Origin of the sequence: Zobellia alginiliquefaciens (assembly GCF_029323795.1) — a bacterium.
Classification (GTDB): domain Bacteria; phylum Bacteroidota; class Bacteroidia; order Flavobacteriales; family Flavobacteriaceae; genus Zobellia; species Zobellia alginiliquefaciens.
Window position 1 is genome coordinate 45,470 of sequence record NZ_CP119758.1, and the last position, 20,565, is coordinate 66,034.

20 protein-coding genes and 1 riboswitch are annotated in these 20,565 nt (G+C 36.7%); of the genes, 8 read left to right on the forward strand and 12 right to left on the reverse strand.

From position 1 onward, the window contains the following. Positions 1-58: 58 nt before the first annotated feature. The 3 genes from P0077_RS00235 to P0077_RS00245 all read left to right on the forward strand — a co-directional run bounded on the left by P0077_RS00235 (position 59) and on the right by P0077_RS00245 (position 4,492). Positions 59-1,846 (forward strand): DEAD/DEAH box helicase, encoded by a 1,788-nt coding sequence (locus P0077_RS00235; protein WP_276167174.1) that lies wholly within the window; start codon positions 59-61, stop codon positions 1,844-1,846. 102 nt (positions 1,847-1,948) lie between these two features. Beyond that, positions 1,949-2,725 carry a carboxypeptidase-like regulatory domain-containing protein gene (locus tag P0077_RS00240; protein WP_276167175.1) on the forward strand — a complete coding sequence of 259 codons (777 nt, stop codon included), beginning with the start codon at positions 1,949-1,951 and terminating at the stop codon, positions 2,723-2,725. Between the two features lie 51 nt (positions 2,726-2,776). Next, positions 2,777-4,492 carry an alpha-amylase family glycosyl hydrolase gene (locus P0077_RS00245; protein ID WP_276167176.1) on the forward strand — a complete coding sequence of 572 codons (1,716 nt, stop codon included), beginning with the start codon at positions 2,777-2,779 and terminating at the stop codon, positions 4,490-4,492. Positions 4,493-4,529: 37 nt separating this feature from the next. Here the strand turns inward: P0077_RS00245 and P0077_RS00250 are convergent, their stop codons facing one another. After that, on the reverse strand, positions 4,530-5,057 hold the full coding sequence (locus tag P0077_RS00250) for an SRPBCC family protein (RefSeq protein WP_276167177.1): 528 nt from the start codon (positions 5,055-5,057) through the stop codon (positions 4,530-4,532). 106 nt (positions 5,058-5,163) lie between these two features. Continuing rightward, a complete protein-coding gene (locus tag P0077_RS00255) occupies positions 5,164-5,826 on the reverse strand; it encodes a TrmH family RNA methyltransferase (protein WP_276167178.1) in 663 nt (220 codons plus the stop codon). Positions 5,827-5,861: 35 nt separating this feature from the next. Here P0077_RS00255 and P0077_RS00260 point away from each other — a divergent pair, with 35 nt between their 5' ends. The 3 genes from P0077_RS00260 (at position 5,862) to purB (ending at position 8,613) form a co-directional block, all read left to right on the forward strand. Continuing rightward, complete coding sequence (locus P0077_RS00260) at positions 5,862-6,563, forward strand: SIR2 family NAD-dependent protein deacylase (RefSeq protein WP_276167179.1); 702 nt, start codon at positions 5,862-5,864, stop codon at positions 6,561-6,563. 14 nt (positions 6,564-6,577) lie between these two features. After that, positions 6,578-7,150, forward strand: a complete 573-nt coding sequence (locus tag P0077_RS00265) for an adenylosuccinate lyase (protein WP_276167180.1) — start codon at positions 6,578-6,580, stop codon at positions 7,148-7,150. A gap of 119 nt (positions 7,151-7,269) precedes the next feature. Beyond that, entirely contained in the window at positions 7,270-8,613 is a 1,344-nt protein-coding gene (purB, locus tag P0077_RS00270; protein WP_276167181.1) for an adenylosuccinate lyase, read from the forward strand. Between the two features lie 81 nt (positions 8,614-8,694). Here the strand turns inward: purB and P0077_RS00275 are convergent, their stop codons facing one another. The 6 genes from P0077_RS00275 to P0077_RS00300 all read right to left on the reverse strand — a co-directional run bounded on the left by P0077_RS00275 (position 8,695) and on the right by P0077_RS00300 (position 12,338). After that, positions 8,695-9,510, reverse strand: coding sequence for a mechanosensitive ion channel family protein (locus P0077_RS00275; protein ID WP_276167182.1), 816 nt, complete (start codon positions 9,508-9,510; stop codon positions 8,695-8,697). A 144-nt stretch (positions 9,511-9,654) separates the two neighbouring features. Beyond that, the gene (locus P0077_RS00280; RefSeq protein WP_276167183.1) at positions 9,655-10,191 is read right to left on the reverse strand and encodes a GFO_1091 family lipoprotein; all 537 of its coding nucleotides are present in this window, start codon (positions 10,189-10,191) and stop codon (positions 9,655-9,657) included. 37 nt (positions 10,192-10,228) lie between these two features. Then, the gene (locus P0077_RS00285; protein ID WP_276167184.1) at positions 10,229-10,774 is read right to left on the reverse strand and encodes a DUF4252 domain-containing protein; all 546 of its coding nucleotides are present in this window, start codon (positions 10,772-10,774) and stop codon (positions 10,229-10,231) included. Between the two features lie 59 nt (positions 10,775-10,833). Further along, positions 10,834-11,376, reverse strand: a complete 543-nt coding sequence (locus P0077_RS00290; protein ID WP_276167185.1) for a DUF4252 domain-containing protein — start codon at positions 11,374-11,376, stop codon at positions 10,834-10,836. Between the two features lie 16 nt (positions 11,377-11,392). Further along, positions 11,393-11,842 carry a PG0215 family putative anti-sigma factor gene (locus tag P0077_RS00295; RefSeq protein ID WP_276167186.1) on the reverse strand — a complete coding sequence of 150 codons (450 nt, stop codon included), beginning with the start codon at positions 11,840-11,842 and terminating at the stop codon, positions 11,393-11,395. Then, on the reverse strand, positions 11,829-12,338 hold the full coding sequence (locus P0077_RS00300) for an RNA polymerase sigma factor (protein WP_276167187.1): 510 nt from the start codon (positions 12,336-12,338) through the stop codon (positions 11,829-11,831). Before P0077_RS00300 ends, P0077_RS00295 begins: the two co-directional genes overlap by 14 nt. A 235-nt stretch (positions 12,339-12,573) precedes the next feature. Between P0077_RS00300 and P0077_RS00305 the strand changes: the two genes are divergently transcribed. Continuing rightward, entirely contained in the window at positions 12,574-14,082 is a 1,509-nt protein-coding gene (locus P0077_RS00305; RefSeq protein WP_276167188.1) for a GFO_1087 family putative carboxy terminal peptidase, read from the forward strand. 72 nt (positions 14,083-14,154) lie between these two features. After that, positions 14,155-15,642, forward strand: a complete 1,488-nt coding sequence (locus P0077_RS00310) for a GFO_1087 family putative carboxy terminal peptidase (RefSeq protein WP_276167189.1) — start codon at positions 14,155-14,157, stop codon at positions 15,640-15,642. A 71-nt stretch (positions 15,643-15,713) separates the two neighbouring features. Here the strand turns inward: P0077_RS00310 and P0077_RS00315 are convergent, their stop codons facing one another. The 4 genes from P0077_RS00315 to P0077_RS00330 all read right to left on the reverse strand — a co-directional run bounded on the left by P0077_RS00315 (position 15,714) and on the right by P0077_RS00330 (position 20,382). After that, positions 15,714-16,619 (reverse strand): ABC transporter substrate-binding protein, encoded by a 906-nt coding sequence (locus P0077_RS00315; RefSeq protein WP_276167190.1) that lies wholly within the window; start codon positions 16,617-16,619, stop codon positions 15,714-15,716. Positions 16,620-16,645: 26 nt separating this feature from the next. Then, positions 16,646-17,719, reverse strand: a complete 1,074-nt coding sequence (locus P0077_RS00320) for a YncE family protein (protein WP_276167191.1) — start codon at positions 17,717-17,719, stop codon at positions 16,646-16,648. Positions 17,720-17,730: 11 nt separating this feature from the next. After that, positions 17,731-19,575 (reverse strand): TonB-dependent receptor plug domain-containing protein, encoded by a 1,845-nt coding sequence (locus P0077_RS00325; protein WP_276167192.1) that lies wholly within the window; start codon positions 19,573-19,575, stop codon positions 17,731-17,733. 31 nt (positions 19,576-19,606) lie between these two features. Beyond that, positions 19,607-19,836, reverse strand: a riboswitch (cobalamin riboswitch). A 78-nt stretch (positions 19,837-19,914) separates the two neighbouring features. Beyond that, positions 19,915-20,382 carry an FKBP-type peptidyl-prolyl cis-trans isomerase gene (locus tag P0077_RS00330; protein ID WP_276167193.1) on the reverse strand — a complete coding sequence of 156 codons (468 nt, stop codon included), beginning with the start codon at positions 20,380-20,382 and terminating at the stop codon, positions 19,915-19,917. Positions 20,383-20,565: the final 183 nt, after the last annotated feature.

Sequence of the window (20,565 nt, forward strand, 5' to 3'; positions counted from 1 at the left end):
TATATACGATAATCGCTCTATGCAACGCACCTATTAGCGATTTAAGTATACCTTTTTTATGACAAAATTTGAAGCCTTAGGGCTAGACAAGTCCATATTGGACGCTGTCAACGACATGGGATTTGAAAGCCCATCTGAAGTACAAGAAAAAGCAATCCCTATTTTATTGGAAAGTGAAACGGATCTTGTTGCGCTAGCGCAAACAGGAACCGGAAAAACGGCTGCTTTTGGTTTTCCGTTAATTCAGAAAATAGATAGTAATAGCAGAACTACACAAGGATTGGTACTCTCCCCTACCCGTGAACTATGTTTACAGATTACAAAGGAGATGCAAGCCTATTCAAAATATGTAAAAGGCCTAAATACCGTTGCCATTTATGGTGGAGCAAGTATAACGGACCAAGCTAGACAAATCAAACGTGGGGCACAGATAGTTGTGGCAACTCCCGGGCGAATGAAAGATATGATCAGCCGTGGTCTAGTAGATATTACTAAAATAGATTACTGTGTTCTTGATGAAGCGGATGAAATGCTCAACATGGGCTTTTTTGAAGATATAAAGGACATTCTTTCGAACACACCAAAAGAAAAATCTACTTGGTTGTTTTCAGCTACTATGCCAAGAGAGGTAGCCACTATAGCCAAAAAGTTCATGCACAGCCCTACTGAAATTACGGTAGGTGCTAAAAATGCGGGAACCTCTAACGTACAACACGAGTATTACGTAGTTGGCGGAAGAGATAGATACCCTGCTCTTAAAAGATTAGCAGACGCTAATCCGGATATTTTCTCTGTAGTTTTCTGTAGAACTAAAAGAGATACCCAGCGTGTTGCCGAAAAGCTAATCGAAGATGGGTACAATGCAGGTGCATTACATGGCGACTTGAGCCAAAACCAACGTGATTTGGTAATGAACTCATTTCGTAAGAAACAAATTCAGATGTTGGTTGCTACAGATGTAGCGGCTCGTGGTATTGACGTAGATGATGTTACGCACGTTATCAACTATCAATTGCCAGATGAAATTGAAACATACACCCACAGAAGTGGTCGTACCGGTAGAGCTGGAAAATCTGGAATTTCAATGGTTATCGTAACCAGAAGTGAAATGCGCAAGATACACGCTATTGAGAAAAAGATTCAACAAGATTTCTTATCAAAGAAAATTCCAACCGGAATAGAAATTTGTGAGATCCAGTTATATCATTTGGCGAACAAAATTAAAGAGACCGAAATTAATACGGACGTAGAAAGCTATCTTCCTGCTATTAATGATGTTTTAGAAGGTTTAGATCGTGAGGAACTTATTAAAAAAATAGTATCCGTAGAATTCACGCGTTTCTCTAATTACTATAACAAAACCAAAGACATGAATACGTCTGACGATCGTGGTCGTGATAGAGGCGAAAGAAATTCACATGCACCTTCAAACGGGTCCGTGCGTTACTTTATTAATGTTGGGGAAAAGGATGGTTACGATTGGATGTCACTAAAAGACTTCTTGCGTGATACGTTAAGTTTAGGAAAAGAGGACGTTTACAAGGTTGATACTAAAGATTCTTTTTCATTCTTTAATACCGAAGCAGAACACACGGATAAAATTCTTTCGTTTTTCACCGACTTTAAACTAGAAGGAAGATTCATAAACGTTGAAGTTTCTAAAAACCCTGGCGGAAGCAGTGGTGGTAGCCGTGGAAGAAGCGGTGGCGGTCGCGGAAAACGAGTTCGTGACAATGATAGAGGCGGTCGTTCAAGAAGTAGAGACAACAATAGAAACTCCTCAAAAGGGAAATCTAGTCATTCCGGAAAGAGAAGAAGCTCAAAAAGTAGAAGCGATTTCTTTTAGACCCTGAAAAACTTACATTTAAAGTTAATTGTATATTAAAAAATACGCTTCGGCGTATTTTTTTGTTTTGTTTAGTACTTTTAAACCTGTATGCTTAAAGTAATGAAACCACTCTTAGTAATTATTCTACTATTTATTTCAACCTTTTCTTTTGCTCAAGAGGAAGAAGTTTTAGAGGAAAAAGAAATAAAGGCCATAGTTGTAAATGCCCAAACCGATGCGGTTATGGGTGATGTTCACGTTATAAACTTAAATAAGGTAAAAGGAACCATTACAAAAGAAGATGGGGAATTTTCAATTTTAGCATCCGTAGACGACATTCTTTACTTTTCTTTTTTAGGTTTCAAGTCACAAAAAATTAGGGTCACCAACGACATGTTCAAATTCAAGGATACAAAGATTGCCTTAACCGAACTTGCCTACGCATTAGAAGAAGTAATTGTAAAACCTTACCAACTTACCGGTTATCTTGAGATAGACGTTAAAAACGCTCCAATAAACAATGCATACCAGTACAGTATATCTGGGCTTTCAGTAGGATATGAAGGGGGGAGCAAAAACCCAAGTGCTGTTACAAAAGTTTTGGGCGCCATATTAAATCCTGCGGATTTGTTGCGAAACCTATTTGGCAAACAGCCCAACCAGATGAAAAAACTGCGTAAAATAAAGGAAGACGACCAAATACGGGACCTTTTAGCATCAAAATTTGACCGCGAAGTCTTAACGGAACTACTTCAGATAGAAAAGCTGGACATTCAAGACATTTTAAACAATTGTAATTACTCTAAATCTTTTATAAAAACTGCCAATGACCTTCAAATTTTAGATGCGATAAGTAGTTGCTACGAAGACTTCAAAGTATTAAATCGTAAAAAATAAATTTTCTATTTTCCATAGCATTTTATAGCTTTAGAGGAAAATAGACTACTTATGAAAGGACTGCTCTCCGCGGTTGTTATTTTCTCCCTTCTTATTGCTTGCAAAGAAAAGCGAAAAGATATAATAGAAGAAGTATCGATTAAGACCGATACTATTCCAAAAATTATTGAACCCCAAAAAAAACATCCCTTTACATGGGATGCGGCTAACATTTACTTTCTGTTGACCGATAGATTCAATAATGGTAATACTGAAAACGATGTTAATTTCAACAGAAATGCACCTACTGGCCCCTTAAGAGGTTTTATGGGGGGTGATATTCAAGGCATAACTCAAAAAATAGAGGAAGGTTATTTTTCTAATCTTGGCATTAATGCCATTTGGTTTACTCCAGTGGTTGAGCAAATTCACGGTAGTACAGATGAAGGTACTGGAAACACCTATGGTTATCATGGGTATTGGACCAACGATTGGACAGCATTAGACCCAAATTTTGGCACCCGAAAAGATTTAGAGATTATGGTAAAAACTGCCCATAAGCACGGAATTCGTGTTTTAATGGATGTAGTTCTTAACCACACCGGACCGGTTACTGACATTGATGAAGCATGGCCCGAAGAATGGATTAGAACACAACCCATATGTGATTTTACGAGTTATGAAACTACGGTTGCATGCACATTAGTCGAGAATTTACCCGATATACGAACGGAATCTGATGAAGCTGTTGAGCTTCCAGATGCGCTATTGGCAAAGTGGAAAGAAGAAGGCCGCCTAAGCCAAGAATTGGACGAATTACAACTTTTCTTTGAACGTACAGGCTACCCAAGAGCTCCGCGCTATTACATAATAAAATGGCTTACCGATTACGTTAACAATTTAGGTATTGATGGTTTTCGCGTAGATACGGTAAAACATGTGAATGAAAATGCATGGTCCGAACTGTACAAAGAAGCTTCGTTCGCTTTTGAAAACTGGAAAAAAATGAATCCGGGAAAAATGCTGGACCAACAACCCTTCTATATGGTGGGCGAGGTATACAACTATGGCATTTCGAACGGAAGGGAATTTGAGTTTAGTGACAAGAAAGTAGATTATTTTGCTCACGGATTTAAAAGCTTAATCAATTTTGAATTAAAGGAAGACGCAAAGAAAGACTACGAATCTATTTTTAGAAAATATAATAAACTCTTACACTCCGAGCTTACAGGAAAAAGCGTTGTAAATTATTTGACTTCACACGATGACGCAAATCCTTTTGATGCCGAAAGAAAAGACCCTTACAAAGCTGCAAACGTTTTACTACTAACCCCGGGCGCTTCCCAAATCTATTATGGCAACGAAACTGCCCGTGATTTGACCATTGAAGGAACGGCGGACAACCCTGTACAAGGTGATGCCACATTACGTTCTTTCATGAATTGGGATGAACTGGACAGTCTACCAAGAACAAAAGAAATCCTACACCATTGGAAAAAATTAGGAACCTTTAGAAGAAATCATCTAGCCATTGGTGCCGGGAGACATAAAAGACTTGGCAAAAGCCCTTACGTTTTTAGCAGAACCTATGTTGAAGGCGATTACAAAGACAAAGTAGTGATTGGTCTAGACTTGCCAAAAGGAAAAAAATCACTTTGGGTAAAAGGATTTTTTGGTGATGGCACCAAACTTTATGATACCTATTCAGAAACGGAGGTAACCGTGGAAAATGGCAAAGTTCTTCTTGAGAACGATTTTAATATTGCTCTGCTAGAATTAAAAGAATAACTAAGAAAGCCCTTTATCCTGAAGGGCTTTCTTGTTTCTAACGCTCCAAGTTCTCTTTTAAGCTCGCCAAACCGGCTTCAAAGTCTTTCCCAACTGCCTTGTCCATACTCATAAAAAGCATCATAATATTCATTGGAAATTTATGTTTTCCAGAAAAACCCCAGGTTACCTTGGTACCGCCATCTTCAGCATCATCCACTTGCAGATAACAATCAGAAGTAGATTTAAAAGGTTTTAAAAACCGTAATTCAGATTCTATTCGTTCCCCTTCAATAATCCTTTTAATTTCCTGCTCTCCTTCCCCAACCTCTTTATTACCGTTCCAATAACTAGTGCTCCCCACCTCTCCATCGGTTCCTGTGAACTTTTTATTCATGTTCGGATCTTTTTTTGCCCAAGGTGACCACTCATCCATCTTTTTTAAAGATTTTAAATATTGAAAAACCTCGTTTCTTGGTCTGGCAACTTCTACTGTTCTAAAAACATTGTAGGTTTTTGGCGCTATCAGTGATAATATTAAAATTAACACTACAACACTTACAATAACATAAAGTAATGTATACATATCTCATTAATAGGTTGGTTATTAATGAAATATACTAAAAAAACAAAGAATATAATCTTATTGAAACCAGACAAATTTTAGAAGTGAATTAAGCTATACGCTAACTCTACTTTTTTATTTGCTCTTCATAACGCATCAACACATCATCTATGCTCCTAACCGACTTTTTGGTCCAGTCCAATCTTTTTTCCAGTTTTTCTTCATCGGTCAACCTCCACTCTAAATCGGTCTTTCTAATTTTATCCGAAAGGTGTTGCAGTATGATGGCCGCAGAAACTGAAATATTCAGACTTTCCGTAAAACCCAGCATAGGGATTTTTAGAAATCCATCACTCAAGTCCATAGCTTCTTGACTTAGTCCCGTGCGTTCTGTTCCGAACAGCAAAGCAGTCTTTCCTTCAATTTTAAAATCCTCCAAAAAAGTAGAATCGTTATGTGGTGTAGTTGCAATAATTTTATAACCTTTTCCCTTTAACTTGCGAATACAATCCGTGGTACTTTGATGTCTATGCACATCTACCCATTTTTGGGCACCCATGGCAATTTGGTCATCTAACTTTTTACCATAACGAGATTCAATTACATGCGCATCTTGAATACCGAACACATCGCAACTGCGGATAACAGCGCTTGTATTATGCATTTGGTACAAATCTTCAATCGCCACCGTCACCAACTTTGTTCGCTCTTCAAGTATTTCTAAAAAACGTTGTTTTCTTTCTTTGGAAATAAAATCTTCAAGATATTCAAGAAGTTGTTCATCTATCATATACCGAATATAATAAAAACTCTATTTTTATAACGATGAAGAAGCGAATTACCATTTTAACGGGAGCCGGCGTGAGTGCCGAAAGCGGTATTAATACGTTCAGAGATGCCGGTGGATTGTGGGAAGGACATGACGTTATGGAAGTTGCCTCCCCAGAAGGTTTTGCCCGAAACCCAGAATTAGTTCTTAATTTTTACAATCTAAGAAGGAAACAATTAAATGAAGTATCTCCTAATAAAGCCCATAGAGCATTGGTAGAGCTCGAAGATTTTTATGAAGTCACTGTTGTTACCCAAAACGTAGATGACCTTCACGAAAGAGCAGGAAGCTCTAATGTAATACACATTCATGGCGAACTTTTAAAAGTACGGAGTACCAAAAATGAAAACGTAGTCTTACCATGGTCCAATGACCTTAATTTAGGTGATTGCTGTAATGAAGGACACCAATTGCGGCCGCACATTGTTTGGTTTGGCGAAGCGGTTCCTCTTTTAGAAGAGGCAGCTATCGCTACTCAAAATGCAGATATTGTTATTATTATTGGAACATCAATGCAGGTATATCCTGCCGCCAGCCTTATTGATTATGCCCAAAGCGGAATTCCCATATATTTTGTAGACCCTAAACCCAACGTGTCCAGAAACAATTATGACAACCTTACTGTGATAGCAAAAACCGCCGTACAAGGCATACCTAAACTGGTGACTGAACTAATTGCAACCATTCAAGAAAACTAACAAGTTGTTATTTTATGACCAAGGAAGAGCTTTATAAATCATTGGACTATGTTAATCATTCTCGTGAAAAGCGTTCGGAAATGGCTACTTTAATTTCTCAAAACCCGCAAATAGTAGTTCCTTTAATGGAAATAGCCTTTACCGTAGATGACCCCATATCCAATAAAGCGTGCTGGGTTCTTGAATTTACAGCGAAGGAAAACCTATCTTTTTTATACCCTCATTTAGAAGAATTTACAACTAATTTACACCGAGTACGCTATGACTCTGCAATACGCCCTTTAGCAAAGATTTGCGAATTTTTGACCGAAGTATATTTCTCAAAAAATGATATCGGTCTTAAAAATATTATGACAGAAAACCAATTGGAGCGAATTACCTCGGCTTGTTTTGATTGGTTGATAGGCGAATACAAAGTTGCTGCCAAAGCATATTCTATAACTTCTTTATACCAACTAGGACATAAATACGATTGGGTTCACCCAGAATTAAAAATGATTTTAGAGCAAAACTATGCCGCAGGCAGTGCCGCATACAAAGCAAGAGCTCGCCATGCTTTAGCAAAATTGAAGAAGCTTTCCATCTAAAATACGAGTTGTTAACTTTTTAGGTACAACTTTTTAGCATTAGAATCTTAAAAACCTTTTAAAACTAGCCATCTTAAGGTATCTTTGCTTTTTTTCAAAAATCAACTTTATACAACGTTATGTCGCTAAACGCTTTGAACGCTATTTCGCCTATAGACGGGCGCTACAGAAGTAAAACTGAACCATTGGCACCGTTTTTCTCGGAAGAAGCCCTTATAAAATATCGGGTGCAGGTAGAAATTGAATATTTTATCGCCCTTTGTGAGATTCCGTTACCTCAACTTTCCGGTTTTGACCACTCAAAATTTGAAGCGTTAAGAGAAATCTACATCAATTTTGATACGGTAGATGCCCAAGAAATAAAAGAAATAGAGAAAACGACCAATCACGATGTAAAAGCTGTTGAATATTTTATAAAGGCTGCATTTGATAAGTTAGGACTTTCTGCACATAAAGAGTTCATCCATTTTGGTCTGACTTCTCAAGATATCAATAACACGGCAATTCCCCTTTCCATTAAAGAGGCAACGAACGAAGTATATGTACCCGAATACACCACATTATTGAACAAAATTCAAGAATTGGCAACTGAATGGGCAGAAATACCAATGTTGGCCAGAACACATGGTCAGCCTGCCTCTCCTACCCGTCTTGGAAAAGAGATAGAAGTCTTTGTAGTTAGGCTAAAAGAACAGTTCAACTTATTGAACGATATTCCGAGTGCTGCAAAATTTGGTGGCGCCACAGGAAACTACAATGCACATAAAGTAGCCTACCCATCTATTGACTGGAAAGCCTTTGGGACTAAATTTGTTCAAGAAAAATTAGGGCTTCACCACTCCTTCCCTACTACACAGATTGAGCATTATGACCATATGGCCGCATTGTTCGATACTTTAAAGAGAATAAACACCATTATTCTTGATTTGGATAGAGATTTCTGGACGTATGTTTCCATGGATTATTTCAAGCAAAAAATTAAAAAAGGTGAAGTTGGTTCTTCAGCAATGCCACATAAAGTAAACCCTATAGATTTTGAAAACTCGGAAGGAAACTTAGGTATTGCAAATGCATTGTTTGAGCACCTTTCAGCTAAACTTCCTGTATCAAGATTACAACGTGATCTAACAGATAGTACGGTTCTTAGGAACGCGGGTATGCCATTTGCACATACTATTATCGCTTTTCAATCCACTTTAAAAGGTTTGAACAAGCTTTTATTGAATAAAGAAAAATTTGAACAAGACTTAGAAAATAACTGGGCGGTAGTGGCCGAAGCTATTCAGACTATATTAAGAAGAGAAGGCTACCCTAATCCGTACGAAGCTCTAAAAGGACTTACACGCACCAATACAAAAATAAACCAGAATTCAATTGCCGAGTTTATTGATACGCTTGAGGTTTCAGATGCAATTAAACAAGAGTTAAAAGTAATTACGCCAAGTAACTACACTGGTATCTAAAAATTACAATTTCCCTAGTATAAAAAAAAGGCCGCAATTGCGGCCTTCTTCGGGGGATAATGGTTAGTGTTTATGTAAAAATTATCCTTTCTTTTGTATTTCCACTTGATGTGGGTAAGGGATTTCAATTCCAGCTTTATCAAGTGCCAGCTTACAGTTTTCCAACGTTCCAAAATATACATCCCAATAGTGCTCTGGCTTACAGAACGGTCGTACTGCAAAATTTACTGAACTATCCGCCAATTCTGAAACATTTACTGAAGGCGCTGGATCTTGTAAAACTTTTGGATCAGAGGTAAGTACATTTAGCAACACTTCTTTTGCTGTTTTAATATCCTCTCCATAACCTACACCTATAGTAGTATCCACTCTCATCTTACCTTCAGCAGTATAGTTCACTATATTTCCGTTAGCCATGGCTCCATTAGGAACTATAGCTAATTTACTATCTGGAGTAACCAGTTTGGTCGTGAAAATCTCTATTTCTTTTACAACACCTAGAACTCCCTGAGCCTCAATCAAATCTCCTATTTTGTATGGCTTGAATATTATTAGCAATACTCCACCTGCAAAGTTTGATAACGAACCTTGCAAGGCAAGACCAATAGCAAGACCGGCAGCGGCAATGATAGCGGCAAAACTAGTAGTTTCTACCCCTAATTTTGAGATTACCATTATAATCAAGAAAATGGTAAGTCCCCATTTTACCAAACTCAACAAAAACTTCTGTAGAGATTCGTCATAATTCTTTTTGGACATGCCTTTACCCAGCACGTTCATGATTTTCTTAATAATCCATGAACCTATTATATAGATTAAGATTGCGCCAATTACTTTAGGTCCATATTCAACCGCAAAATCAATGCCTTTGTTCATCCATACTTCTGCTTGTTCCATAATCTTAAATAGTTTTCTGGTTAATGTTATACTAGGTAAGACACTAGATTTATTAAAAGGTCACAAAAACTTTCATTTTTATTCAAAAAAAAAAGCAAGCCAGTATACTGGCTTGCTTATTTTCAGTTAAAATTCTACTTTATTTTATTTCATAAAACTCAATGCTTCAGATAGTTCACCTCCGTCTATATTAGATTTTTCAAGTGCTTGAATAAATTGAATCATTTTGGCCGGATTCATGTTATTTCCTAAAACCCGTACAACCAAAAAGCCTTTTTCATCGTTATCTCCATAAATAACCACCTCATCAATTGCATCATCATCACCCAAATATTTAATGGTTGCCTTACCAAAATCCGTATTCATTTTCATGAGTTCGGTAAAATCTTCATTCGCCATTATAGATTTTATAACGGTCTTTTCTTTTTGAAAATCCGCTTGATTGTCTTCCGTCTTTTTAAAAGCCAAAACATTAAGTTTCTTTAATGACCCTAGACTCTCCTTCTGTTCATGGGACAACTGCGCTTCCTTTATATTTAATAACCCTACCGGCAAATCAAGAGTTAGGAAATTTGGATTTTCAGAATTGGCAACATAATACTGTTGCAAGCTAGGTGTAGAGTTACAGGCGCTCACTACTACTAATAACAGCACAGCAGCAATTATTGTTATTCTTTTCATACGAATGTTCTTTATAGAATTAGACTTGATGCGTTATTTACCTACCACCTACTTCATTTAGCTCATTAGGCAGATTCATTTTTCGGGTCAGAGCACCAATTTTATTTAAATCAATATCTCCGGTCATAGAAACAAGCACACTTTCAAATTTTCTATGCTCAATCCCGAACTCATCACTATTAATATCTGATACGAACAAGAGCAGTTCACTAACATGGTCTTCATCCCTACCTTGCTTAATATAGAATTTTACGGTAGCATCTTTATCTCGTACTTTCATCAATTCTTCCAATGAAGAAGATTTAAGATATTTTTTTACCGTTCTCCCCATGTCTTCAGATATTTTAGAATCTTCCGTAATGAATACTTTTATTCCGTCTAGTCCCTGAGCTACGTCTGCAAAATCTTGAGCATCTTGGTCACTCTCATCAAAAGCAGCAATGTTGCCCGCTAGTCTGATCATACTTTTGTTTACCGTTACCGAACCTACGTTCTTCATATTATCGTATTTATCAAATATAGATTGAGAAATACCAAGAAAGGGTAACACCGCTAATACTAGAAATACACTTAATTTTTTCATGACTGTTCGTTTTAAGATTAATGATTCTTTTTTGATTATTGATTGATGATAATTAATTACTATCTATTCTTACCCGCTTCGTTCAATTCTTCGGGCAAATTCATTTTTTTGGTCAACGACCCAATTTTATTCAAGTCTATATCACCGGTTAAGGATAACAGCACGGTTTCCACCTTTCTACCGTTTACATTTACATCATTGGTAATGCCTGTTACGAACATTAAAAGTTCACTAACATGATCATCATCTTTCCCCGCACGGATATAGAACTTTACATTGGCATCTTTATCCTTTACCCGCATAAGCTCTTCTAACTTGGCCGATTTAAGATACTTGTCTACCGATAATTTCATATCGCCAGCAATAGCCTTGTCCTCTGTAATGAAAACCTTTAGATTATTTAAACTCTTGGCTATATCCATAAAATCCTTGGCCTCCGGATCATCTACCTCAACATCTATTTTGCTTAACAAATTGAACATGCTGCGGTTTACTACTACCGCACTCACCTTATCCAAGTCTTCATATTTATCGAATAGAGACTGCGAAAAGCCCATAACCGGCAACACTGCAACCATTAGGATTAATACTATCTGTTTCATTTTTCGGGTTTTTGTTTTATTTTTCATTGTAAATCTTTTGTTTTGCTTCTTCAAACTCATTTAAATACGCCATCTTCTCCGTACCTCTTTCCATATTCTGAGCTAACATATCCAATGCTTTTATTGTTTCATTGTATGCATATAAAGCCTGTTGTTGCTCTAATTCTTTTTCATCGTAATACGTCTTGCCAAAATACAGGCCAAACATCATTACTACTGCCGCTGCAACCGACATCCACTTATAGGAAACTTTAAAACTCTCTTTAACCTCAGGCTCTAAAACAACCTCTTGATCAAACTTTTCTTTTTTAGCACTACCCATAAATCTGAACATGGGCGCATATTGTTGTAAGTTTTCAGGAATATCATCTTTAGAAAAATAGTCCTTTAGCTGATTTTCTTCAGCAACCGTTGTATCTGCTTCAAAGTATTTTTCAAGCAATTTTTCTATTTTATCCAATTCCATAGCTGTGTTTTTTTATTAATTTATCTCTCACCGTTTTTCTAGCCCGAGATAAGGCTACCCTAACTGCCGTAGGCTTCATTTCTAACATATCGGCAATTTCATCATAGTCATATTCTTCAACGTCCCGTAACTGTAAAACCATTTTTTGCTGTTCGGGCAAATCTTCCATTATTCTTTGTACCCACGTAACACTATCGTTTGCTTCAATTTTTTTCTGAAGCGAACTCCCTTTCTCCTCATAATTAGTATGAACAAGTTTTAAATTTCCTGCCTGTTTGGATTTCAACCGGTCTAAACAGAAATTTTTGGTCATGGTCATTGCAAACGCCTCTACGTTCTTATACTCGCCCATATTTTTTTTCTTGTTCCAAAGCTTCAATAAGACCTCCTGCGTGGCATCCTCGGCTTCTTCTCTAGATGTTAGCAACCGTTTGGCTAAACGGAATAACTTATCTTGAAAAGGACCAACAATTTTTAAAAAATCTGCCTGTTGCATTATCTGGTTAGGTTACTTTTGAATGCCTTTATAAGGCGCTACATAAGGAAGACGAGACACTCTTAATTATGTTACAATATTTTTTTTTAATTTTATACTTGTAAGTTATTACTACAACTTTTAACTAACTCCCTACGTATATTAATTTATAAGTTTAATTAAACTCCCCCGTTATATTATCACCTCTCTTTGGAACGATAATTGATTTGGTAGTTTTGTACTACAACTAAAAACTATGAAAAAGTATCTCTTATTGTTTTTACTCTCTGCGTTTATATTCACCAGTTGTTCCAACGATGATAATATTTTTCCTGATGACCGGGAGGAAATTGTTGAAGAGGAATCAAAAACAGCAAACGATTACCCTGTACAAAATTTTATGTATCAGGTGATGAACAACTTTTATTTTTGGCAAGGGGACGTACCTGCTTTGGATGATAGTAAATTTGAAAGTCTTGACGACCCTGATTATATTTCTTTTTTAGCTTCCGAGTCCGAACCTGCAACCTTTTTTAATGATTTGTTGTTTTTAGAAGATAGGTTTACTTTTTTGACAGAGGACTATCAAGACCTTGTGAGCTCTCTACAAGGTATCTCCAAGAGCAATGGAATGGAGTATGGTCTTTCATATTTTGGTGATAACAATGATGTTTTTGGTTATGTTGAATACGTCGTAAATGATTCCGACGCCGAAAAACAAGGAATTGAACGAGGTGATATTTTTACTACCGTAGATGGAGTGCAACTCTTTTACAATTCGGCCACAGACAACAATTTTGATTTATTTTCCAGCGACAGCTACACTTTAGGTATGGCGGATATTGTTGACCGGACCATTACTCCAAATGACAGAAATGTAACTTTGACCAAAGAAGAGGGCCTAGCAGAAAACCCAATACTTCTCTCTAAGGTAATCGAACATAATGGATTTAAAGTGGGGTACATTATGTACAACTCTTTTGTGGCCACTTATGATGACGAACTGAATACTATTTTTGGAGATTTAAAAGCACAAAATATAGATGAACTCATTCTTGATTTTAGATATAATGGTGGGGGTCGCGTTACATCCGCCATACAAATAGCCAGTTCAGTGTATGGTACCGAGACCGACAAGCTTTTTTTAAAAGCACGTTATAATGATAAAATAATGGAGACCTTTGACCCCGGCGATGGAGAAGATAATTTTGTCGATACCACTTTTGATTCCAAAACACCATTAAACAGCCTCAATTTAAAAAGAGTTTTCGTAATTGCAACTGGTGCAACCGCCTCAGCAAGTGAACTAGTGATGAATGGACTAGAACCATATATTGATGTTGTACATATAGGTTCTGCTACCGTCGGAAAAAATGAGTTCTCAAATACTTTTGTTGATGACCGTGAGAATAATTATTTCTATGATCCTAATCGTGAAAATCAAATTAATACTGAAAATAAATGGGGTTTACAACCTTTGTTAGGTCGTAATGAAAATGCTGACGGTTTTTCAGACTACACCAATGGTTTGACGCCTGATTACCCATTAGATGAAGATGTCGCTACTTTAGGTACATTAGGAGACCCTAACGAACCACTTTTAGCCAAGACCCTGTCTGTGATTTCCGGAGAAACATCAAAAAGAAATTTTGAGCCTATTTTAAGTGTTGACTACATCTCAAATTCAAAAGATTTCAAGCCTGGTGCGAACAAGATGCTTATGGACGGACTTACAAAACCGTTAAAACTAAAATCCTCAAAATAAGATCACTATTTTTACGTTGTGATATTCAAATAGGGCTTACCCTAAATCCCACTATAACTTATATCAACAGCTATGAAAAAAAGCCTAACAGCAGGATTGTTTCTTTCACTTTTTTTAATTTTTTCGTGTTCCAAAAGTGATGATTTCTCCATTCCTGACACGGTAGACCCTGATCCAGATGCAGGTGTTGATGTACAAGATTTTATGTGGAAAGCCATGAATTTCTGGTATTTCTGGCAGGCAGATGTTGAAAACCTTTCTGATGCAAAATTCCCTAATACAGAAGAAGGCTCCGTAGCCTACACTCAATTTCTTGCCTCCGAATCAGACCCTGGGAAGTTTTTTGACGAAAAACTACTGTTCTCAGAAGACCGATTCAGTTTTTTTTCGGATGACTATGTTGAACTCACGCAATCTTTAGCCGGTATTTCTAAAAGTAACGGACTTATGTTTGGGCTAGCACGGCAAGCACAAAACAATAGTGAACTTTACGGATATGTGCAGTACATAGTTCCAAACTCAAACGCGACCACTAAAAATATAAAAAGAGGGGATCTTTTTACAGGTGTAAACGGAACCACGCTTACCGATCAAAATTACATATCCTTGCTCTTTGGAGAAAGTGATACCTATACGCTAAATATGGCAAGCATTGCTGACGGAAATGTGGAACCTAACGGCATAGATATACAATTAACCAAAGAAGTAGGGCTTAGAGAAGACCCCATTTTTCTTAATGAGGTTATAGAAATACAAAACGACAAAATTGGTTACCTTGTATATACTGGGTTTACCAATGAATATGACGAGGAACTCAACAATGTATTTACTAGATTTAAGGCAAGTGGAATAAACGAATTGGTGCTAGACCTTAGGTACAATCCCGGTGGCTCAGTTAATACAGCGGTTCTCTTGTCCAGTATGATATACGGAACCAATACCAAAGATGTTTTCCTAAAGGCTCTTTATAACGATAAATATCAAAAAATATTAGATGATAACGATACTGAACTAAGACAGTTTTTTGCCGAAAAGACAGGAAAGGGAACAGCTATCAACTCATTGAATTTAAAGAAAGTGTATATTTTAACTACTTCAGGAACGGCTTCTGCCAGTGAATTGGTGATAAACGGATTAAAACCGTATATGGATGTTATTCAAATAGGCGAAACCACACGTGGGAAAAATGAATTTTCTGTAACTATGGTAGACGATAGAGGTAATAACTATATCTACAATGCAGAAAGAGTAAGTAAAATAAACAAAAATAATAAGTGGGCCATTCAGCCCCTATTGGGAAGAAATGAAAATGCAGAAGGGTTTTCTGATTTCACCGACGGCATTGCTCCAAATGAACCGTTACAAGAAGACCTTGCCAATTTAGGCGTATTAGGCGATCTTAATGAGCCATATCTTGCAAAGGCAATAGAGCTTATAACCGGTTCTTCCGCAAAGGGTGTACAAAAAACGGAACTACCTATAGAGACCATGACAAGCTCAAAAATGTTTACGCCCTTAAAAGATAATATGTACGTTACCGATCCTCCTATAATTTGGTAACCCAACTACTGACAACAAAAAAGCTGCCTGAATTGAACCGGCAGCTTTTTGTTTATCGATCCAAAAACCTTCTAGTACTCGTAAAATTTTTGATATTTACGTCGTAATCTTGAAGGAATAGCTACCGCTTCGGGATGAAACAATCCGGCTAACAACTCTATCCCATCTACCAATGTAGCCGCAGATGATTGCGTAAACAAATCAAAATCTGCTATAAATACTTTTTGCTCCCTTACAGCCTTTATTGATGTCCAGCCTTCTTTAGTAAGCAGTAAATAGATTTCTTTTAATGTCCTTTGTTGGTTAAATCCACAAGGAGCAATTACAATAACCTCTGGATTATACTGTCTTATTTTATCCCAAGAAACAACACCACTATTTCCTGATGGGTTTGAGAGCATATCCACACCACCTGCATATCCTATTTGATGAGGAATCCAATGGCCACAATTATAAATAGGCTCTATCCACTCCAACAACAGCACTCTCTTTGTAAGAACTCTAGCTGCTCTTAGTTGGTCCACTACATAATCTATTCGCTCATTCAACTTAGACAAATACGTATAAGCCACCTCTTCTTTGTTTAATGCTTTAGCAATGGTTATAGCGTTTTCAAAGACATCGTTAAAACCAGAAGGACTGATCGATATAAGTTCCGGTTGTTTTTCAAGATTTGCGACTGCCGCTGCAGTACATTCTGTATCGATCTGGCAAACATCGCACATGTCTTGAGTAAAGATAACATCAGGTGCAATCTGTGCCAAAGCCTCTTCATCTACATAATAAAGTTTTTCACCCTCCTTTTTACTTTCTGAGAAAAATACATCTATCTCTTTGCTTGTATAGTTCTTACCCTCTAAAATGCAGCGTACCACCGGTCTTTTTTCTTCTAATGCCTGCGGCGGACACTCAAACGTAATACCATACAAATGGTCTTCCAGACCCATATCATAGAGCATTTGCGTTACCGCTGGCATAAAGGAGCAAACTTTAAGCATCAGATTTAATTAAAATATATACCTCCTGGAATAATTCCTACAGGAATAGTATTAGTTAATTCTTTTGATGTTAAATCATAAATGTACAGATCCCCTTTACTGGCATAATCTTTTGCATCGGTGCCATATAATTTTCCGTCATTAACAGTCATACTATAAAAAGAGACATCACTAATGTAAGCTTCGGTTGGTAAAGCATCTGAATCGGAACTAAAAGAATAAACTGCATTAGACATACCAAAATAAAATATATCATCTTCAACGCTCAAATCACCGGGGTGTTGAGTAGTTTCAAAATCAAAAGTTTGTGCTATGCTATTATCAGATGTACTAATTTTTGTGAGTGTCCCATTAGTTTCTGTTCCTGTGTATTCCGGTGCTCCACTACTTAATACCCATAAATTACCAACAGTATCCCATTGCATTGAATTTGGAAAATCTCCAACAACAAGTGTAGATAACACGGTGTCCGTAGAAGTATCTATTACTGAAACTTTGTTATTTTGACCGAATGCCCCTTGATGTGCAACATATACAAAATCCGTATTAGAGGTTATCGCTTCCGGTCCTAACTCGGTAGGAATGGGTTTTGAAACAGTATTCGTAGTTAAATCGATAATGGCGACAAAATCATCAGTTTCATCTGCCGTTTCCCCCCAGTTAGTAACATAACCCTTTCCATTGGCAATAGTCATATACCTAGGGTTTAAGAGTCCTTCATCAATTACCGCTTCACTTTTAAAGGTATTTCGGTTTACAACATGAATCTTATGTGAATTATTGACAACTATGTACGCTAGTTCATCATCAAACGCTATGGACTGTACTATGTTTCCAAGGTCTTCATTATTCTCTAGATTAAAAATTTCATCTTCTACAAGTAAGGAATCGTTGGATATATAAGTTACCGTTCCCGTACCATTATTGAACGGACCTTCATTTGTAATCAATATTCCGTCTTCGTAAGCTCCCTTAGCATCTTGTTCTTCTTCCATCGTAACCCCACCGTCATCATTGGAACAACTAACAGTAAATAAGGCTGACAAAGCAGCTAAAATTGATATTTGTTTAATTTTCATTACCCTCTTTTTTAAATTTTAAATTTTAGTTTTAATTGTACATTTCTGTTTGGCATAGGCCGATAAGCTACATTCTGGTAATTTTTATTGAAAAGATTATTGACCTGCAACATAGTTTCAACAATCAATTTCCCTTTCGTTTTTATGTTTCCACCAACACCTAAGTTTGAAATAGAATATCCGGGTAATGATTCTGAATTGTCCGAAGTGATAAAGACACTTCCGTTTACGGATAGTTGATAGAACAATAGCCAATCTCCAAATGCGTAACTTAGGTTTGAGTTTGCCTTATGTTCAGGCACATACATTAAAGTATTTTCTGTATCATTGTTCATTGCTTTAGTAAACCCGTAACCGTTTTTCCAACTCAGATGATGCGCTCCCCATTTCTCTTCTAATTTCAAGGAAACTTCTAGCCCATAATTAGATGCATCGTTTATATTAGTAGGAGTCCAGATTCCATCATTATTTGGCCGCCACTGAATCAGGTCTTCGGAAGCAATATAGAAAGCGGCCCAATGAAAAGTATATTTCTCCTTGTTAAGGGTATACCCTATTTCGGCTTGTAATGAAGATTCGGGCTTAACATCCGGGTTGCCCCCTGATCCACCTCCTAATACCCAATAAATCTCATTAAATGTGGGAATTCTATAGTTTTTTGAGGCGTTGAGATGAACTGAATGGCTCAAATTCAACACATACTTAACATCTAACCCATATACGAGAGGGCTGTTATAATCGTTAACAAACTCTTTTCGAAGATTGACACCATAACTAATCTTTTCACTTAAATTCTGCTTGAACAAAAATGTGGTAGCCAGTGTTTTTCTTTTGACTTTTTCAATAGAAGTTCCGTCTCCTGTGATATGGCTGTAATCGGCAATTCCATTTAATAGGATATTTTTAAAATGGACTTTATAGTCATAATTAACTAAAAACGTATTGGTATTTCCAAAAGAAAAATCTTCACGGTCTTTGTTATCAAAATATTTATACTTTTCATAAAGATACCCCGCTTTAACACGGTGAATTCTATTTTGGTTAAAATGGCTCCACTCCAATAGATTTCGAACATTAATATCTTTGTAGTTTGAGTTTGATGGGGCTGTAATCGTACCTGAAAAATCACGGTCTCCTATAAAAGTGTTATGATAAAATTTCAGTAATTGCTTCTCAGAAAGTTGATGCCCTATATTTCCATTAATATTGACGTTTTCATAGGCCCCGTTTTCATTTCTTTTATCGGTATCTAAATATTTATAATCATTATTAGATACCAGATAGTTTACACCGAAACCTATTGTTGTTTTTTCTGATCCAACTGAAGTACGGTAATTGATATTTTTAGTATCAAAACTTCCATAACCCAATAACAACTCATGATCTGAATGCTTATTAAATCGAAAAACATCATTTAAATGAATACTACCGCCAATAGCTCCACTACCAAATTGTACACTACCGCCACCACTACGAATACTAATGGAACCGTAATTCCTAGGTACAATGGTATTAAAATCAACCTGACCCGTCAGTTGTGAATTAATATTGATTCCATTCCAAATAACAGCTGTTTGTGAGGCGTTAGTACCACGGAAAGATGGAGAAGAAATCATTCCTAATCCATTTTCTTTTAAATAAATACTAGAGTTAAATTGTAAAAGATCAGTCAAAGAGCTACCATTACGGTCAACTAAAGAATCTTTCAGAACATTTACCTTTCCACTAGAAAAATGTAAAAGCCGAACATCAGTAAGAATTACTTCGTCCAAAACTGTTATGCTATCCTGTTGGGCATTGCCAAACAAAGTGCATAATAAAATAAGAATAATCAAAAATGGTCTATAATCTCTCATACCGTTAAAGACCTTTTACCCGAAAGTCTTATTTAAGGTTATGAAATTGGCAGGTCTCCTGACTTGCTCAAAGCTGTCTTACCTTCCCATCTATTTATAGACAGTGGTTTAGAAGAAAACAACATCCTCAAAAAGAGGTGCCAACTACAACTTGGCATGAACTTACAGTTGCGGGAACAGTTCCGGATTTTAACCGGATTCCCTTTTAATCGATAAAGCAGAAATATACTGCCGTATCAAACCAAAATTCGCGGCGAAGGTAATAAATTCATTGACAAATACAACCTAAAAAAAAACACCCTTCATATGAAGGGTATTTTTATCGTAAAGCATTATAATTTAATTTACTTCTAAAAGATTAACCTCAAAAACAAGTACAGAACCACCAGGAATACCACGATTGTCCGAATTGCCATAACCCAATGCCGCAGGAACTAAAAGAATACCGTTTCCACCTTCTTTGAAGTACGTAATACCTTCTGTCCAACCCGCAATAACCTGTTGTAAATTAAAAGTGATTCCCTCAGCACTACTTTCATCAAAAACAGAACCATCTAAGTAATATCCCTTGTAAGCTACGGTAACATCTGAAGTAGCTGTGGGGTTTTCGCCAGTACCTTCTTCTTCTATAACGTAATACAAACCAGAGTCACTTCTGGTGGCATCCAAACCGTTTGCCTCAACATACGCCTTAATATCCTCTTCGTTTTGAACCGTATAATCAATAACCTCCTTAGGTTCATTTTTATCATCATCTCCACAAGAAACGAATACGACCAAGGCTAAAACAAATAAAACTTTCTTCATTACTATTATTTTTTAAGCCTCAAATATAATGAACTAATAATTGGACTTAAACTATTTTAACCCTAGCTAATTATTAATTTAACAGGACGGTGATAACCAAAGGGTTATATGCACAAAATCTAAAAAATAATTACCCAAGCCCTTTCCTCTTAGGATATAAAGACATTACCTTTATTGCCGAAA

Excerpts from the sequence above, each read along its gene's own strand:
- P0077_RS00235 (WP_276167174.1), top strand. The coding sequence starts at position 59 with ATGACAAAATTTGAAGCCTTAGGGCTAGACAAGTCCATATTGGACGCT.
- P0077_RS00240 (WP_276167175.1), top strand. The coding sequence starts at position 1,949 with ATGAAACCACTCTTAGTAATTATTCTACTATTTATTTCAACCTTTTCT.
- P0077_RS00245 (WP_276167176.1), top strand. The coding sequence starts at position 2,777 with ATGAAAGGACTGCTCTCCGCGGTTGTTATTTTCTCCCTTCTTATTGCT.
- P0077_RS00250 (WP_276167177.1), bottom strand. The coding sequence starts at position 5,057 with ATGTATACATTACTTTATGTTATTGTAAGTGTTGTAGTGTTAATTTTA.
- P0077_RS00255 (WP_276167178.1), bottom strand. The coding sequence starts at position 5,826 with ATGATAGATGAACAACTTCTTGAATATCTTGAAGATTTTATTTCCAAA.
- P0077_RS00260 (WP_276167179.1), top strand. The coding sequence starts at position 5,862 with ATGAAGAAGCGAATTACCATTTTAACGGGAGCCGGCGTGAGTGCCGAA.
- P0077_RS00265 (WP_276167180.1), top strand. The coding sequence starts at position 6,578 with ATGACCAAGGAAGAGCTTTATAAATCATTGGACTATGTTAATCATTCT.
- purB (WP_276167181.1), top strand. The coding sequence starts at position 7,270 with ATGTCGCTAAACGCTTTGAACGCTATTTCGCCTATAGACGGGCGCTAC.
- P0077_RS00275 (WP_276167182.1), bottom strand. The coding sequence starts at position 9,510 with ATGGAACAAGCAGAAGTATGGATGAACAAAGGCATTGATTTTGCGGTT.
- P0077_RS00280 (WP_276167183.1), bottom strand. The coding sequence starts at position 10,191 with ATGAAAAGAATAACAATAATTGCTGCTGTGCTGTTATTAGTAGTAGTG.
- P0077_RS00285 (WP_276167184.1), bottom strand. The coding sequence starts at position 10,774 with ATGAAAAAATTAAGTGTATTTCTAGTATTAGCGGTGTTACCCTTTCTT.
- P0077_RS00290 (WP_276167185.1), bottom strand. The coding sequence starts at position 11,376 with ATGAAACAGATAGTATTAATCCTAATGGTTGCAGTGTTGCCGGTTATG.
- P0077_RS00295 (WP_276167186.1), bottom strand. The coding sequence starts at position 11,842 with ATGGAATTGGATAAAATAGAAAAATTGCTTGAAAAATACTTTGAAGCA.
- P0077_RS00300 (WP_276167187.1), bottom strand. The coding sequence starts at position 12,338 with ATGCAACAGGCAGATTTTTTAAAAATTGTTGGTCCTTTTCAAGATAAG.
- P0077_RS00305 (WP_276167188.1), top strand. The coding sequence starts at position 12,574 with ATGAAAAAGTATCTCTTATTGTTTTTACTCTCTGCGTTTATATTCACC.
- P0077_RS00310 (WP_276167189.1), top strand. The coding sequence starts at position 14,155 with ATGAAAAAAAGCCTAACAGCAGGATTGTTTCTTTCACTTTTTTTAATT.
- P0077_RS00315 (WP_276167190.1), bottom strand. The coding sequence starts at position 16,619 with ATGCCAGCGGTAACGCAAATGCTCTATGATATGGGTCTGGAAGACCAT.
- P0077_RS00320 (WP_276167191.1), bottom strand. The coding sequence starts at position 17,719 with ATGAAAATTAAACAAATATCAATTTTAGCTGCTTTGTCAGCCTTATTT.
- P0077_RS00325 (WP_276167192.1), bottom strand. The coding sequence starts at position 19,575 with ATGAGAGATTATAGACCATTTTTGATTATTCTTATTTTATTATGCACT.
- P0077_RS00330 (WP_276167193.1), bottom strand. The coding sequence starts at position 20,382 with ATGAAGAAAGTTTTATTTGTTTTAGCCTTGGTCGTATTCGTTTCTTGT.